General features: G+C 68.1%; 11 protein-coding genes. 3 read left to right on the forward strand and 8 right to left on the reverse strand.

The window, feature by feature from the left end; genetic code table 11:
• Positions 1-73: 73 nt before the first annotated feature.
• A complete protein-coding gene (locus A9310_RS01065; RefSeq protein ID WP_065629017.1) occupies positions 74-1,507 on the forward strand; it encodes a cation:dicarboxylase symporter family transporter in 1,434 nt (477 codons plus the stop codon).
• Positions 1,508-1,576: 69 nt separating this feature from the next.
• On the opposite strand, the gene A9310_RS01070 is transcribed toward A9310_RS01065, so the two are convergent.
• From A9310_RS01070 to A9310_RS01080, 3 genes are all read right to left on the reverse strand, one after another.
• Entirely contained in the window at positions 1,577-2,071 is a 495-nt protein-coding gene (locus tag A9310_RS01070) for a DUF5130 family protein (protein ID WP_171011575.1), read from the reverse strand.
• A complete protein-coding gene (locus tag A9310_RS01075) occupies positions 2,058-2,312 on the reverse strand; it encodes a hypothetical protein (RefSeq protein WP_058250036.1) in 255 nt (84 codons plus the stop codon). The genes A9310_RS01070 and A9310_RS01075 overlap by 14 nt, the downstream gene beginning before the upstream one ends.
• Before the next feature lie 150 nt (positions 2,313-2,462).
• Entirely contained in the window at positions 2,463-3,089 is a 627-nt protein-coding gene (locus A9310_RS01080) for an HNH endonuclease (protein ID WP_065629018.1), read from the reverse strand.
• A gap of 133 nt (positions 3,090-3,222) precedes the next feature.
• Here A9310_RS01080 and A9310_RS01085 point away from each other — a divergent pair, with 133 nt between their 5' ends.
• Positions 3,223-3,669, forward strand: coding sequence for a globin (locus A9310_RS01085; RefSeq protein ID WP_254661142.1), 447 nt, complete (start codon positions 3,223-3,225; stop codon positions 3,667-3,669).
• A 77-nt stretch (positions 3,670-3,746) separates the two neighbouring features.
• Positions 3,747-5,552 (forward strand): glycoside hydrolase family 13 protein, encoded by a 1,806-nt coding sequence (locus tag A9310_RS01090; RefSeq protein ID WP_083207206.1) that lies wholly within the window; start codon positions 3,747-3,749, stop codon positions 5,550-5,552.
• 90 nt (positions 5,553-5,642) lie between these two features.
• On the opposite strand, the gene A9310_RS01095 is transcribed toward A9310_RS01090, so the two are convergent.
• From A9310_RS01095 to A9310_RS01115, 5 genes are all read right to left on the reverse strand, one after another.
• Positions 5,643-7,346: an HNH endonuclease signature motif containing protein gene (locus A9310_RS01095; protein ID WP_065629019.1), complete on the reverse strand. Its 1,704-nt coding sequence runs from the start codon at positions 7,344-7,346 to the stop codon at positions 5,643-5,645.
• A gap of 189 nt (positions 7,347-7,535) precedes the next feature.
• Entirely contained in the window at positions 7,536-8,225 is a 690-nt protein-coding gene (locus A9310_RS01100) for a hypothetical protein (RefSeq protein WP_058250035.1), read from the reverse strand.
• Positions 8,225-8,713: a thioesterase family protein gene (locus A9310_RS01105; protein WP_065629020.1), complete on the reverse strand. Its 489-nt coding sequence runs from the start codon at positions 8,711-8,713 to the stop codon at positions 8,225-8,227. The genes A9310_RS01100 and A9310_RS01105 overlap by 1 nt, the downstream gene beginning before the upstream one ends.
• A 73-nt stretch (positions 8,714-8,786) precedes the next feature.
• On the reverse strand, positions 8,787-11,048 hold the full coding sequence (locus A9310_RS01110) for a molybdopterin-dependent oxidoreductase (RefSeq protein WP_065629021.1): 2,262 nt from the start codon (positions 11,046-11,048) through the stop codon (positions 8,787-8,789).
• Positions 11,049-11,116: 68 nt separating this feature from the next.
• Complete coding sequence (locus A9310_RS01115) at positions 11,117-15,850, reverse strand: NAD-glutamate dehydrogenase (RefSeq protein ID WP_065629022.1); 4,734 nt, start codon at positions 15,848-15,850, stop codon at positions 11,117-11,119.
• Positions 15,851-15,875: the final 25 nt, after the last annotated feature.

The raw sequence follows: 15,875 nt of genomic DNA on the forward strand, positions 1-15,875 counted from the left end.
CGTGACCCGCGTCACCACATCGGGCCACAATCCTCATCACTGTTGTCCGAGGTGTACGAGGAGAGAATCACCGATGAACATTCGAGGCAGGTCCGGCGACTCACCGGCCGGGGACGGTTCCGATCCCATCGCGACCACGCCCGACGATACGGCCGTCACGCCATCCAAGGCGAAGCGCGACCGCACCCATTGGCTGTACATCGGTGTCATCATCGCGGTGATCGCGGGCGTCGTGGTCGGGCTCGTCGCGCCGGGCGTCGGCAAGGACCTCGGAGTGCTGGGGACCATGTTCGTCAGCCTCATCAAGATGATGATCGCCCCGGTCATCTTCTGCACGATCGTGTTGGGCATCGGCTCGGTTCGCAAGGCGGCGACGGTCGGCAAGGTCGGCGGACTCGCGTTCGTCTACTTCCTGGCTATGTCGACGGTCGCGCTGGCCATCGGCCTGGTCGTCGGCAACATCATCCAGCCGGGCGACGGCCTGAACATCGATTCGGTGTCGGGCAAGGGCCAGGAACTCGCCGAGGACGCACACGAGTCCGGCGGAACCCTCGACTTCATCCAGGGCATCATCCCGGAATCGATGCTGTCCGCGCTGACCGAGGGCAGTGTCCTGCAGGCGCTGTTCGTCGCGCTGCTCGTGGGGTTCGCGATCCAGGCGATGGGCCGCACCGGCGAACCGATCCTCACCGCGGTCTCCTACTTCCAGAAGCTCGTCTTCAAGGTGCTCACCATGGTGCTCTGGGTGGCCCCGATCGGCGCGTTCGGCGCCATCGCCAGCGTCGTGGGACAGACCGGCTGGGCCGCGGTCCAGCAGCTGCTGACGCTGATGCTCGCGTTCTATCTGACCTGCCTGGTGTTCGTGTTCGGCGTGCTCGGAGTGCTGCTGCGCACCGTGTCGGGCGTCTCGATCTTCAAACTCGTCAAGTACCTCACCCGCGAGTACATCCTGATCTTCGCGACGTCGTCCTCGGAGTCTGCGCTGCCTCGCCTGATCGCGAAGATGGAGCACCTCGGCGTGGAGAAGACCACTGTCGGCGTCGTGGTGCCGACCGGGTACTCGTTCAACCTCGACGGCACCGCCATCTACCTCACGATGGCGTCGATCTTCATCGCTGACGCGATGGGCGACCCACTGTCGGTCGGTGAGCAGATCGGCCTGCTCGCGTTCATGATCATCGCGTCCAAGGGCGCCGCCGGCGTCAGCGGTGCGGGCTTGGCCACCCTCGCCGGCGGATTGCAGGCCCATCGCCCCGACATGCTCGACGGCGTCGGCCTCATCGTCGGCATCGACCGGTTCATGTCGGAGGCCCGCGCGGTCACCAACTTCTCCGGCAACGCGGTCGCGACGCTGCTCGTCGGCTCGTGGACCAGCACCATCGACAAGCAGCGCGTCGACGACGTGCTGTCCGGCCGGGATCCGTTCGACGAGAGCAACATGGTCGACGACGAACTCGACGACGACCCCACCGCTCGCGGCGCCCACGAGAAGGTCCTCACCCACTGACGACCCCGCGACGAAGGCCGCCCCACCGGAATGGTGGGGCGGCCTTCGTGTATCAGGGTGTGCGAGCGATCAGCCGCCGGCGGCGGCGGTGGCCATCACGCGCAGCGAGGCGATCAGCCCGTCGATCAGGTTGCCCTGACGGAAGCCGGTGACCGCGGCGGTGACACCGAGAGCCGCGACGCGATCGTTCACGCGGGTGGACACCTTGTTGCCGGAGACGATCACCACGTCACGCGAGTTCGGCGAGACGGCGATGAGGGTGCCGTACGCGGGCTCGGGCGATTTCGCGAGGATCGCACGGGCGCTGGTCTCCAGCTCACCGTCGAGGTCGCCGATGTAGACCGAGAAGCGCACGAGGGCCTTCTCGCTGGCGGCCTTGAGCGTCTCGTCGAGCGCGATCAGATCCTTCTTGCTGAACGGCGGCGTCGTCGGAGCGTCGGCCGGGTAGCGTGCCGCGGAGATGCGGCCGCTGTTGGTGAAGACGGCGCCCAGCGGCAGTTCGGCGGCCGACCGGGCCGCGACCTCGGCGCTCACATTTGCGTGCGTAACCTCACCATTTGCCACTGGCCGAGCTCCCATCGACGTCGCCGGGTTCCGCATGCCGCGGAAGTGCCATCGGTTCGATGTCGGTGGCACTGAAGAGAAGCGGTGCGTGCTCCCACTGCTGGTCGAGGGTATATTCCTCGACCTTCGGGTACTTGACCCCGGAGGAGAACACCATCGCGACAACACAGAGCAGAACAGCAAGCACCGTGAGAATCGTGACTGGCACTCCGATGGGGACGATCAGGCTGTCGACGTCCATGTCACCCTTTCGATGGTCGCGCCGGACCCGCCCGGTTGTCGGCGCAGGTCATCGTTGATCAATCTAACCCACTGGCCGCTGCCCGGCCCACGGGGGCCTACAGCGCGTCGTAGACGTGTGAGGCGACCCCGTGCGACCGGATCATGCCCCTCACGCGGCGCCGGCATCGAGGTACTGCAGCCACGCCGGATCGATGTCCTTGATGGTGGCCAGCAGACGCCAGTGCCTGCCCTTCGGCACGGTCGGGACCGTCCGCAGCGTCCACCCCAGCTCCCCGAGCAGACGATCCGCCTTCCGGTGATTGCACGAGGCACAGCACGCCACGCAGTTCTCCCAGGTGTGCGTCCCGCCCCGACTCCGCGGGACCACGTGGTCGATCGTCGTCGCCCGCGCACCGCAGTAGCCGCACCTGGTCAGGTCACGACGCATCAGAGCGGCCCGGGTCATCGGCACGGTCGCCCGGTACGGCACGTGGACGTATCTGCGGAGCCGGATCACGGTCGGAACCGGGACCGCACCACCCACGGAGTGCACCGCCTCGCCCTGTTCGTCGGCGTGCACCAGATCGGCGCGATCACGGAGGATGAGGACGACCGCACGCCGGACCGTCACGGCCGTCAGCGGCTCGTACGTGACGTTGAGGAGCAGCACCCGGCGGCGTGTCCAGGCCCCGGCGCCGGGAGCGGAGCGAGCGGGCCGGATGTCACCGGCGCCGGGAGCGGAGCGAGCGGGCCGGATCTGCCCGCGTCCCGTCTTCGCGTGTGATCTGTGCGTCATCTCGCCTCCCGCCACCCCGACGAGCACAAGTCCACCACGGTGGCGGTCCCCGTGACAGCTGTTTCACGGTGTCCGGCCAGCTCACAGGGTCGGCCCGGCGTCGGCGTTGAGACACCGCGCCCGGGTGAGGACAATGGCGAGGGTGACTGGCGAACCCAACACATCCCCTCCGACCCCACCGACGCCGGCAACCCCCGCGCGGACCTTCTACGACGAGGTCGGCGGTGCCGAGACGTTCCGGCGACTCACGGCAGTGTTCTATCGCGAGGTGGCGCGCGACGAGGTGCTGCGCCCGCTGTATCCCGAGGAGGACCTGGGTCCGGCCGAGCGTCGGATGCGGATGTTCCTCGAACAGTACTGGGGCGGTCCGCGAACCTACTCCGATGAGCGCGGCCACCCCCGACTCCGCATGCGTCACAACCCCTTCCGCGTCGGGCCCATCGAGCGGGACGCGTGGCTGCGCTGTATGCACACCGCAATCGCCTCCATCGACGACGACACGCTCGACGCACCCCACCGCCAGGCGCTGATCGACTACATGGAGATGGCGGCGCAATCGATGATGAATTCACCCATCTGAGAGCGTTTTCTGTCCCGACACGCCGCCCGACTCGCCGACTGACCTGGATTTCTCCGAGAAAACTCAGGTAGGGCACAATGACCACGGTGAGCGATGAGACACCAGAGGTCGCCCCCGCCGAGCCATCCGACGGGGGTCAGCCCGACGACGTCGCGTTCGACGACGTCGCGTTCGACGACGGCGCGATCGAGTCCGACGTCGATGCGCTCGAGGAGCCGGCTGCCGGCGAGGCCGTCGTCGCCGCCGACGCACCGGTCGCACCACCCGTTGTCTCGCAGCTGGATCCGGCCGACACCACGTGGTGGAAGTCCGCGGTGTTCTATCAGATCTATCCGCGCTCGTTCTCCGATGTCAGCGGTGACGGCGTCGGCGATCTCGCCGGTGTCATCGACAAACTCGGCTATCTCGAACTCCTCGGGATCGATGCGATCTGGCTCAGTCCGATCATGGCCTCTCCCATGGCAGATCATGGTTACGACGTCTCCGATCCCCGGGACGTCGATCCCCTCTTCGGCGACCTCGATGTCTTCGACGAGCTCATCGCCGAGGCCCACGAACGCGACATCCGGGTGACGATGGACCTCGTCCCCAACCACACGAGTGACCAGCACGAGTGGTTCCAGGCCGCGCTGGCCGCGGCCCCCGGCAGTCCCGAACGCGAGCGGTACATCTTCCGGGACGGCCTCGGTGACGACGGCGACGAGCCGCCGAACAACTGGCACAGCGTCTTCGGCGGACCCGCCTGGACCCGCGTCACCGAGGCCGACGGCTCGCCGGGACAGTGGTACCTGCACATCTTCGCCAAGGAGCAGCCGGACCTGAACTGGGAGAACCCGGACGTCTTCGCCGATCTCGAGAAGACGCTGCGTTTCTGGCTCGATCGGGGTGTCGACGGCTTCCGCATCGACGTCGCGCACGGCATGGCCAAACCCGCGGACCTGCCCGACATGGATCTGTCGGCGACCAAGCTGCTGCAGAACTCCGACGACGACCCGCGTTTCAACAACTATGCGGTGCACGAGATCCACCGCAAGATCCGCAAGGTCCTCGACGAGTACCCCGGGGCCGCCAACGTCGGTGAGATCTGGGTCAGCGACAACGAGCGATTCGCCGAGTACCTGCGTCCCGACGAACTGCACCTCGGGTTCAACTTCCGGCTCGCCAAGGCGCCGTTCGAATCCGGTGCGATCAGGGAGGCCATCGAGAACTCACTCGACGCGGTGTTGTCGGTGTCGGGTACTCCGACGTGGACGCTGTCCAATCACGATGTCGCCCGCGAGGTCACGCGATACGCCGTCGCCGACCCGGAGACCGGGGCACTCGACCTCGAGCGCGGCACGAGGCGCGCAAGAGCGATGCTCGTCGTCGAAATGGCGCTGCCCGGAACGGTTTTCCTCTACAACGGCAGCGAACTGGGACTGCCGAACGTCGACGACCTGCCCGACGACGCACTCCAGGACCCGGTGTGGGAACGGTCCGGGCGCACCGAACGCGGGCGGGACGGCTGCCGCGTCCCGATCCCCTGGGAGGGGACCGAGCCGCCCTTCGGGTTCAGTGCGACGTCCGAGACCTGGCTGCCGATCCCGGAGTCGTGGCGCGCGCTCACTGTCGAAGCCCAGCTCGAGGACGTGGGGTCGATGCTGTCGCTGTACCGCGCCGCCATCGACCTGAGGGTGACCCGTCCGGAGTTCACCGGTGAGCACCTCGAGTGGTACGGCGCGCCGGAGGGATGCCTGGCGTTCCGTCGTTCCGAGGGTCAGCTGGTCTGTGCGCTGAATGCCGGCGATGAGCCGGTGCCCCTTCCGCCCGGCGAATTGCTGCTCGTCAGTTCGCCTCTCGTCGACGGGATGCTGGCGCCGGACGCAGCGGCCTGGCTGGTGTGACTGAACTCGGGCAGCCGGCCGCGGACCACGTGAGGGGCACGCAGGCACCTCACCGCCGTCGATAGCAAGCAAGACAATCGTGAAACGCTGCTAGAAGGGCGGCGGGTTGGCGTCGTTCCAGCGCTTCTCGGCGCGTTGGTGGCGTCGGAAGTCGTTGTCGCGCTGCTTGGTGAGTCGGTCGCGGGCGGGGTGATCGGGTGATCGTCTGGGGAAGAGCTTGTTGAACAGGTCGCGTCCGCTGAAGGCGTTGCCGACGAACATGTGCCCGGTGGGGGTGGTGAACCAGGCGGTGCGGGACTCGTCTTGGTGGTCCTGCCAGCTGGTGAAGGTCTTGATGCGGTGATGGAAGCGGCACAGCGGTTTGAGGTTGCGCGCATCGGTCGGGCCACCGCGACGCGGGTCGGCGTGGTCGAAGGGTTCGGTGTGGTCGAGGTCGATCTGCCAGACCGGGGCGTTGCAGCCGGGGAAGGTGCAGCACAGTTCGCCGGCACGCACCAGCGCCTGCAGCTTCTTCGACGGGGTGTACCGCGTTGTCGAACTGTCTGCCTCGGGAGCCGATGCCAGTGGCGCGGCGGGGGTCGGCGCGGGATGGATGTAGGTGCGTCGCGCTTCGGCGAGGAGTTCTCGCGCGGTGTCGGCGTCGATGATGCCATGGCGGTCGAGGAACGCGGGATCGTCGTCGAGACCGATCAGGGTCGACAGGTTCACCACGATGTGAAAGGTCGCGCGCGGCGCCAGCGAGTCCGACGCCGAGTCGGTCGGCGCGGCCGGGTCATCGGCAGCGGTGTCGGGGGCTGACGGGTCGACGAAGGTGTCCGCATCCACCATCTCAGCAGCTGGTGCAGGCGGCTCGGCGGTATCCACTGTCGCTGGGTCGAAATCTGGTGCTGTGTCGGGTTCGGTTGCGGCAGGTCGACAGTCGTCGCATAGGCAGGTGATGGCGGCTTCGCCGCGCGAAAGTGCTTTGAGGGCATCGACCCGGCGATTGGCCAACTTTCGAGGGTCACCGGCGTGGACCGCGGTGGCCATCGCCGTCAGGCGGGCGTCGAACTCGGCGGCATCAGCATCGGGCAGCGTCCCGGAGATCCGGGACTGCCCCGGCGTGAACCGATCGGGGGTGACCGTCACCTTGCGGTCGGACTTCACTCGCTCCTTGCGTCGGCGGATCGCGTCGGGTGCCCACTTGGCGACGATCGAATCGACCATGGCGGTGAACCGGGCCGTCGACATCGGTGGGCGGGCGAAGATCGCTTCGGCGAGATGGGCGTCGACGGTCTGCATCTCTTCGTCGTCGGTGATGAGATCGGTGCGCTTGAGAGCGATGAGGAAGCGGCGCTTGTCGATTCGACCGCACGCCAGTGCGTGCCCGGTGAAGGAGAGTCGGTAGCGCAGTGCGTCGCCGGCCTCGATGAGGTCTTTCGCCTCGGCCGGTGTCACGGTGAGGGTGGCGCCGACTTCGGCGATGGCTTGTTCGAGACCGTTGGGCCCGAACTGCTCGTAGGGGTTCTCGCCGGCGGCCACTCGCGCTGATAGGTGCTCGAAGGCTTCGATGGAGTCGAGTTCGCCGCTGTGCGTCTCGGCGCGGCGCTGCGCGTAATCCATCTCGCGTTCATCGTGAATGAGGCTGGCAACGACCATCATTCGATGCGCGGACGCTGCCGCCAAGCCCGCGCAGTGGTTGAGGACCTCGACGAGTTCGGATGCGGAGAGTTCATGGTCGGGACGAAAGCGCGGTTCGACGGACTCCTGTGATGGGTCCACCGCCGTGGATCCGGCCCCCGCCCCCGATGACATGACACCATCGTACTCGAAAATATGTTCGAGTCAAGGCTTGATTTTTCCAAGTCCCGGACGTCCTACAAATCGAACCACGACGTACTGACAGGCCTCCGACTTCGAGATAATCGTGTCTGCGTGGCGGCCAGTGCGAATCACCATGGCTGGAGCTCAGGCGACAAGAGAGATCATCGTGAGACACACCGTTTAGTTCAGGACGGTGACCGCGAGATCGCGGTGCCGGCGCTGATACACCGAGCCGAAGCGTGCATCGATCCGAATCCACGCCGCCGACATCCGGATTCGTACCGGTTCGTCGGCTGCGATCGCCCCGGTGTCGGAGGTCTCGGTGACCGCTCGTCCGTCCGCGTCGCGGATGAATCCCATGCCGGTCAGGGCGAAGACCGATCGCATGCTCACCGCGGCCCGCAGCGCACCCTCCTCCGACGTGACCTCGAGGACATCCTGATCGAGCAGACCCGTTGCGGGACCGTGCCCGCTCCCCTCCTCGCGCGCCACCCGGGCGCCTTCCCGGGACAGTTCGACCACGCTGCGGGCGGGTACGTCGTCGATGTGTCGGAACCCGACCGCAGCGGGAAGCGCTCCGCGCCAGGCACTGTCGAGGGAGAAACCGGGATCGACCGCCGTGCCCGGGCCGGCCGATTCGACGGTCGCACGCAGTGTCGAAGCGTCGCACACGATGTCGGTCGGCGCGATTCGTCCGGTCACCGATCGGGTGGCGAGGACGTCGAACCCGGTATGTGCCCACAAGGCCACCAGACCGTCCGAACGCGCGACCACCCGGACGACGGCGGCATCGTCGAGACGTACTGCGTGCGAGAGGAACGCGAGGGCGTTCGACCGGTCCGAGGACGCGAACTCGATGAACCGCTCCATCAACTCGGCCCGCCGCGTGTGGCCGATTCCCCGGCAGGGCGGCGGAATCCGGCGAGGTAGACCTTCTGTTCCGGGGTGAGCCGGGCGATGCGCTGGGCCGCCACGTCGAAGGCGACGAGCTGTGTGCTGGCGACCACGGCGGGGCGAGAGGCGGGGTCGGCACCCGCCGCGCGCACTTCGTAGCCGACGGTGAAGTCGACGGCCCGCAGGCGTTCGACGAACATGGTGACCTCGATCGGCCCCTCGGAATGACGCAGCTGCGCTTGATATCTCACGTGTAGGTCGGCGACGAGGCAGCCGTCGCGCAGGGGCGCGGTCGGTCGGCCGTCGTAGAAGAGCCAGGGAATGCGCGCCTCTTCGAGCAACGTCACCATCCGGGCGTGGTTGATGTGCGCGTAGACATCCATGTCCGACCAGCGCACCGGCACCTTGACCAGGTATCCGTCAGCGGTCGTGGTCCCGGCGTCCTCGTTGAGCACGTGCGTCATCCCCTGTCAGATCGGTGTCGGCGGGCGGCCAGCGCGGCCACCCCGGCCCAACCCTACGCACTACCCGACCCGGTCAAGCAGGCGCGATCTCCACCGGCAGACCGTTGAGGACGACGGTCCCCGAGAGCGGGTCCAGCAGGGCGCCGTCGTTCAGGTCGTTCACGTTCACACCCGGCTCGGCGGCAGCGACGCCCAGTCTGATGCCGTCGACATCATGACCCCACCCGTGCGGCAGCGACGCGACCCCGGGCCGGATGTCGGTGGTGATCTCGACGGGGACGGTCAGCGAACCGCCCGCACCACGGACCTTGGCGACGTCGGAGATGCCGAGTCGGTCGGCATCGTCGGGATGCATGAGCAGGGTGCAGCGATTGGTACCGCCGGTGAGGGCCGGGAGATTGTGCATCCAGCTGTTGTTCGACCGCAGGTGGCGGCGGCCGACCAGCAGCAGGCTGCCGTCGGCGGCCGGCGCCGGGTCGCCCCCGGCGTCCACCGCTGCGCTCAGGCGCGCGAGGTCGCCGATGAGCGGGTCGGGAGCGAGTTCGATCTTGCCGGATGCCGTGCGGAGCACCCCGGGCAGGCGCGGCCGCATCGGTCCCAGGTCGATGCCGTGCGGTGCGGCCAGCACATCCGCGAACGTGAGGCCGTCCCGGGAGCCGAAGGCGTCGCCGTACGCCCCGAGGCGGAACAGCATGTCCAGACGACGCTGGTGTCCGGGCGCGTCGGGCAACATCGCGACGAGCGAGGCGACGTCACGGCCGGCGACGGGCGAATAGGGGTCGGTGACCTCCTTGGACAGCGTGGCCGCGATGACCTGTTCGTCGACGAGGCCCGGGTCGGCGTCGCTCCCGGCCCCGGACAGGCCCAGGATCAGCCGGCAGACGATCTCGATCTCGTCGGGACGGCCTGCTGGGAGCGGCAACACGGGCGGCGAGTAGCGGGCGGTGGACCGGACCGCCAGGTTGTTCAGGATGGCGTCGAAATGCGGACTCTGCGACGGGCGCGGCGGCGGCAGCACGACGTGTGCGTGCCGCGTCGTCTCGTTCAGATAGGGGTCGACGCAGACCACGAACTGTGCGTCGTCGAGTGCGCGTCCCAGTCGTGCGCCGTTCGGCGCGGACAGGACGGGGTTGCCCGAGACCGTCACCAGCGCCCGCAACCGCCCCTCGCCGGGCGTCTCGAACTCCTCGGCCATCGCGACGGCGGGGAGCTCACCGCCGACCTCCGCGTGACCGGAGACCCGGCTACGCCACCGCCCGGTACGGAACCCCCGGCCCGCACGGGCCGGGCGGGGCGACGGAACGGTTGGTGCGAGCGGGAACATCACTCCCCCGGGCCGGTCGAAGTTGCCGGTGAGGATGTTCACCACGTCGATGAGCCAACTGCCGATGGTTCCGAATTGCACTGTGGTGGTGCCCATCCGGCCATAGACGGCGGCCGATTCCGCCGCGGCGATCGACCGGGTGAGTGCCCGGATGTCGGCGGCCGCCACACCACAGAACGACGCCACCCGTTCGGGAGTGAACTCGCGCATCTCGTCGCGCAGCGCCTCCACACCGAGGACATGCGCGGCGATCCCGCCGAGGTCGTCGGCCACGAGATCCTCGTCGAACAGGCACTGCACCACCGCGCACAGCAGCGCCGCATCCGTTCCGGGCCGCGGCGCGATGTGGGTGTCCGCGAGCTTCGCCGTGCGGGTGCGAGCCGGGTCGATGACGGTCAGGCGGCCGCCCCGGCGGCGCAGCGCGGTCAGTTTTCCGGGGAAGTCGGCGGCGGTGGTCACACTGCCGTTGGAGACCACCGGGTTCGCTCCGATGATCACGAGATGATCGGTGCGGTCGAGGTCCGGGACGGCGAAGGTCCCGGCATGACCGACGAGGTAACCGGTGGCCGCCTGCTTCGGCATCTGGTCGAGGGTGCTGGCGCTGAACACGTTGCGGGTACCGAGTGCCCGGATGAGCAAGGGCGCGTACATCGTGCCGGCGACGGTGTGCGCGGACGGATTGCCGAGGTAGAAGCCGATCGACTCGCCGCCGGAGGTCGAGATCACCTCGCGCAGCCCGTCGACCGCAGCGGTGAGCGCTGTGTCCCAATCGGTTTCGATGAGCCGACCATCGCGCCGGATGAGCGGACGGTCGAGGCGATCGGGATCGTTGTCGAGCTGGGCGAAACTCGCACCCTTCGGACACAGGTAGCCGGCACTGAACACGTCGTCGGCGTCACCGCGCGCGGCGGTGACGATCTCGCCGCCGATCGCGCGGTCCCGGCCGATGGTGAGGGTCAGACCGCAAGTGGCCTCGCAGAGCGGGCAGATGCGCGGTGCGGTTCGGGTCATGTGCTCAGGCTAGGCGCTCGGCACACCTGACCGCGATGGATTCGACGACGGCAGCCGTCGCCTGCGCATCAGCGGATCACGCTCCGCAGCTGCCGGGCCGCGACGGAGAGCGTGGCCAGATCCGCGGTCCCCGTCTCCTCGATCTCCCGGAGCACGCTACGTACCCGGCTCAGCCGGTTCGACCGCGAGGACTCCCACTCGGCGATCTTGTCGGCCGTGCTCTCGCCGGGTTCGCTGACCTCCAGGATCCGCAGGGTCAGCGCACGGAGCGCACCGTGCATGTCGTCACGCACGGCCAACCGGGCCAGCGCATGCCATCGATCGCCGAATTCGAGTCCCGACACCGCCGTGAGCAGCTGTTCGAGACCGAAGTGCTCCATCACCCCGAAGTAGAGGTCGCCGACCTCGCCGGCGTCCCGGTCGGCGATCTCGGCCGCGTCGATGATGTCGAGCAGACAGAAGCGGTGCAGGCTAGCCGCGACGCTGTGGGCGAGGTCCTCGGGAACGCCGTGCTCGATGTAGGTGTCGGCGCGCTCGGCGACATCGCGTGCCGAGCTCGGCCCGTACCAGTCGTCGATGACCTCGGACAGTGCTGCCACCCGCTCGCCGTAACGGGTGATCTCGGCGGCCATGGCCAATGGTTGCGGCCGGAAGGCGAGCAACCACCGCGAGGCGCGGAACAGCAGACGGCGCGCGTACAGCATCATCTCGTCGACGGCCTCGACCGGAGCCGGTGCATGCCGGATGCCCTCGAACACCTCGTTCATGCCGAACACCTTGTTGGACACCACATACGCGCGGACGCCCTCCTCGGTACTGCAGCTGCTCCCCTCGCTCAGCCGGAACAGGTGGGTCATCCCGGCGTGGTCGATCACGTCGTTGACGAGGGTCGTCGCCACGATCTGACGCCGCAACCGGTGTCCGCTGATCGCGTCGGAATACTCGGTGCGCACCGCGTCCGGGAAATAGCGCGCGACGCGGGGTGCGAACACGTCGTTGTCGGGGAGGTCGGTGGCGAGCAGGTCGGATTTGGACTCGAGCTTGACGTGCGCCATGAGCGTCGCGAACTCGGGCGACGTGAGACCGCGGTGGAGCTCACCGCCGACCCGCTTGCGCAGCTCGCGCGGCTCGGGCAGTGCTTCCAGGCGTAGGTCGACGCCCCGTTTGGCGGCGAGGTGTTCGAGCATCCGGGCGTGCACCTCCACCCGCAGCAGCTCGAATGTGCGGCAGAATCCGAGCTCGGAGTTCTGCGAGATGTTGTCGGCGAGAACGAGTTCGGCCACCTCGTCGGTCATCGACTCCAGCAGGGGGTCGCGTTCGTCGGCGTCGAGGTCGCCCGCCGAGACCGCCGCGTCGAGCAGGATCTTGATGTTCACCTCGTGGTCGGAACAGTCGACCCCGGCCGAGTTGTCGAGGGCATCGGTGTTGATCCGACCCCCGGCGAGGTCGAACTCGATGCGCCCGCGTTCGGTGACCCCGAGGTTGCCGCCCTCCCCGATCACCTTGGCACGCAACTCGTTTCCGTCGACGCGGATCGCGTCGTTGGACTTGTCGCCGACACTCGCATGTGATTCGGTCGACGCCTTCACGTAGGTCCCGATGCCGCCGTTCCACAGGAGGTCGACCGGAGCGAGCAGGATCGCGCGTATCAATTCGGGTGGTGAGAGTTCTGTCGTGCCGTCTTCCATGCCCAGCGCGTCCACCATCTCAGGGGTGATCGGGATCGACTTGCGGTCGCGCTCCCACACCCCGCCGCCGGCACTGATGAGGTCGGTGTCGTAGTCCGCCCACGACGACCGCGGTAGGCCGAACAACCGCTTCCGCTCGGTGAACGACGCCGCCGCCTCCGGATCGGGGTCGACGAAGATGTGCCGGTGATCGAACGCGGCGACGAGCCGGATGTGCTCGCTGAGCAGCATGCCGTTGCCGAACACGTCGCCGCTCATGTCGCCGATCCCGACGACGGTGAAGTCCTGCGACTGTGTGTCGGTCCCCATCTCGCGGAAATGCCGCTTGACCGACTCCCACGCGCCCCGGGCAGTGATACCCATGGCCTTGTGGTCGTATCCGGCCGACCCGCCGGAGGCGAAGGCGTCGCCGAGCCAGAACCCGTACGACTTCGACACGTCGTTGGCGATGTCGGAGAACGAGGCGGTGCCCTTGTCGGCCGCCACCACCAGGTAGGTGTCGTCGGAGTCGAGCCGGACGACCCCGCGGGCGGGGATGACCTCACCGGTCGCGAGGTCGATGTTGTCGGTCACGTCGAGCAGGCCGGCGATGAACTGCCGGTAGCACACGATCCCTTCCTCCCGCTGCGCCTCCCGGTCCCGCGCGGCGTCACCGGTCGGCGGCGGCGGCCGTTTGACCACGAAACCGCCCTTGGCGCCGAGCGGCACGATCACCGCGTTCTTCACCGCCTGCGCCTTGACCAGGCCGAGGATCTCGGTGCGGAAATCCTCCCGGCGGTCCGACCATCGCAGGCCGCCACGGGCGACCGAGCCGAATCGGAGGTGCACCCCCTCCACGCGCGGTGAGTAGACGAAGATCTCGTGCAGCGGACGGGGTTCAGGGGTCTGCGGGATGTCGCGCGGACGGAGTTTGAACGAGATGACCGGACAGTGATCGGAGTCCGACGACCCGCCGTCGACGAAGTAGTTCGTGCGGTCGGTCGCCGACAGCACCGCCGCGAACGCGGAGACGATGCGGTCGGCATCGAGGCTCAACACGAGTCCGATCTCCTCGTCGAGCTTGTCGCGTACCCGCTTTCGGCGCTGTTCGTCGGCGGTGTCGGGGTCGAACGACGCGACGAACAGGTCGACGAGGCCGCGGGTGATGGCGAGGTGCTGGCCGAGGACGCTGGCGACGTGGGCCGAACTGTACGAGAACCCGCATTGACGCAGGTACTGCCCGTAGGCGCGCAGCATCGCCGCCGACCGCCAGTCCAGGCCCGACCTGATGACGAGTTCGTTGTAGGCGTCGACGTCCGCACCGGCGAGCCAGATCCGGCGGAACGCCTCGGTGAACCGGTCGGCGAGGTCGTCGGCGTGGTCGAGGTCAACGGTCATCCCGGCCGCGAGTTGGACGCTGAATTCGTAGGCCCAGCAGACGGTGTCGTCGAGCCGATGGATCTCGTACGGGTGCTCCTCGAGGACGTCGAGACCGAGACTGTGCAACACCGGCAGGACATCGGTCAGTGTCGCCGACGCACCGCAGAGGTACAGCGTGAAGATCCACCGGTCCGGTTCTCGCCCGTCGGTCGCCGTCTCGGCGGCGTCGAGGGTCACGTCGATCTCACCCGGTTCCAGACCCACGACGCGGATGAGGTCGGCGAGGGCCGCGTGCGGTTCGCGGAGCTCCTTGTAGTCCTCCGACAGCGAGGACAACTGGCGCAGCAGCACGTCCGGGCCGCCGTCGAGTCCCGGGATGTCCTCTGCGACAGCCAGTTCGCGCACCCGCTCGTCCCAACCGCGGATGGCGGCGACCAGCGCCGCTTGCACGCGTGCGTGGGCCGGTGATCCGGTGTCGACCGATCCGAGCTCGGCCGCCGTCGTCGGGTCGATACAGACCAGCACCTGCAACAGTGCCAACGGCATCTCGCTGACACGCGCCGTGTACTCCAGCCCGGTTCCGTCCACCTCGGCGACGAGCGCGCGCTCGAGGGCGAGCCGGGTGGACGTGTTGTAGCGGTCCCGGGGCAGGTAGATGAGGGCGACGGCGGTGCGTCCGTCGAAGTTGGTGCGCAGGAACAGCCGCAGCGACCGTGTCGCCACCGCGTCCAGCATCTCGGTCAGGCGGCGTTCGAGCTCGTCGTCGGTGGACGAGAACATCTCCACCAGCGGATAGTTCTGCAGCAGCTCGATCATGGACTGACCGGCGAAGGAATCCTCCWCGACGCCCGCCTGCGCGAGGACGTCGTGCACCTTGGCGCGCAGGACCGGGACGTCGAGCACCGCCTGATGATTGCCGGCGGAGGTGAGGGTACCCAGGAAACGATGCTCGCCGTCGTGTTCGCCATTCGCATCGAACGTCGGAACCTGCACGAGCACAGGGAAATTGGTGCGCTGGATGCCGGTCGCCACGAACACCCGGCTGACCCTCGGGACCAGCGGACGATCAGTCACCGCCGGAAAGTCGCGGTCGATGGAGTCGGTTCGCCACACGCCGAGACGGTCGGCGTCGCCGGCGGGCCCGTCCCCGCCCACCCGCACATGGCCCAGCGGGTGGAAGTGGTTGCCGGCGAACCACTCGAGCAGCGCGGCGTACTCACCACGGTCGGCGTCGGAGACTCCGGCCCCCGGCAGCGGTGCGTCGGCCATCCCGGCGGCGCACTCGGCCATCCGCGAACGCATCGCCGACGCATCGGCGTCGACGTCGATGACCCGAGAGACGACCTCGCGGAGGTCGTCGCGCAGCGGCTCCGGATCGATGCCCGGGTGACGTGCGAGGCCGCAGACCGCGATCCAGGACTCCGGGGTCGTCTCGCCGGAGTCGACGGCGACGAGTGTGCCGTCGGGGTCCCGCTGAACGGGTATCACCGGGTGGTCCATGCGGTCGATGGTGAGGTCGTGCGCCTCGACCGTGGCCAGGACGGCTTCGACGAGCATCGGCATGTCGTCGTTGACGACGAGGATCTCAACGGTGCCGCCCTCGCCCGCGGTGACCCCGACCAGCGCCTCTCCGCGGCGGCGGACCCGCGCGTCATCGAGATGTCTGCGCACCCGGTCGGCGGCCGACTCACCTGCCGACCCGTCGGTCCGCGACCTGAAGTAGTGGTCCACCGCGTCCGGAACGAGTGACGTCACATCTGCCGATGCTAGTCACCCGCGC

The organism is Gordonia sp. UCD-TK1 (assembly GCF_001691435.1).
Taxonomy (GTDB): Bacteria; Actinomycetota; Actinomycetes; order Mycobacteriales; family Mycobacteriaceae; genus Gordonia; species Gordonia hongkongensis.

What these genes read in the sequence shown, in the direction of transcription:
- A9310_RS01065 (WP_065629017.1), top strand. Translation starts at nt 74, where the DNA reads ATGAACATTCGAGGCAGGTCCGGCGACTCACCGGCCGGGGACGGTTCC.
- A9310_RS01075 (WP_058250036.1), bottom strand. Translation starts at nt 2,312, where the DNA reads ATGGACGTCGACAGCCTGATCGTCCCCATCGGAGTGCCAGTCACGATT.
- A9310_RS01080 (WP_065629018.1), bottom strand. Translation starts at nt 3,089, where the DNA reads ATGACGCACAGATCACACGCGAAGACGGGACGCGGGCAGATCCGGCCC.
- A9310_RS01085 (WP_254661142.1), top strand. Translation starts at nt 3,223, where the DNA reads ATGGCGAGGGTGACTGGCGAACCCAACACATCCCCTCCGACCCCACCG.
- A9310_RS01090 (WP_083207206.1), top strand. Translation starts at nt 3,747, where the DNA reads ATGACCACGGTGAGCGATGAGACACCAGAGGTCGCCCCCGCCGAGCCA.
- A9310_RS01095 (WP_065629019.1), bottom strand. Translation starts at nt 7,346, where the DNA reads ATGTCATCGGGGGCGGGGGCCGGATCCACGGCGGTGGACCCATCACAG.
- A9310_RS01100 (WP_058250035.1), bottom strand. Translation starts at nt 8,225, where the DNA reads ATGGAGCGGTTCATCGAGTTCGCGTCCTCGGACCGGTCGAACGCCCTC.
- A9310_RS01105 (WP_065629020.1), bottom strand. Translation starts at nt 8,713, where the DNA reads ATGACGCACGTGCTCAACGAGGACGCCGGGACCACGACCGCTGACGGA.
- A9310_RS01110 (WP_065629021.1), bottom strand. Translation starts at nt 11,048, where the DNA reads ATGACCCGAACCGCACCGCGCATCTGCCCGCTCTGCGAGGCCACTTGC.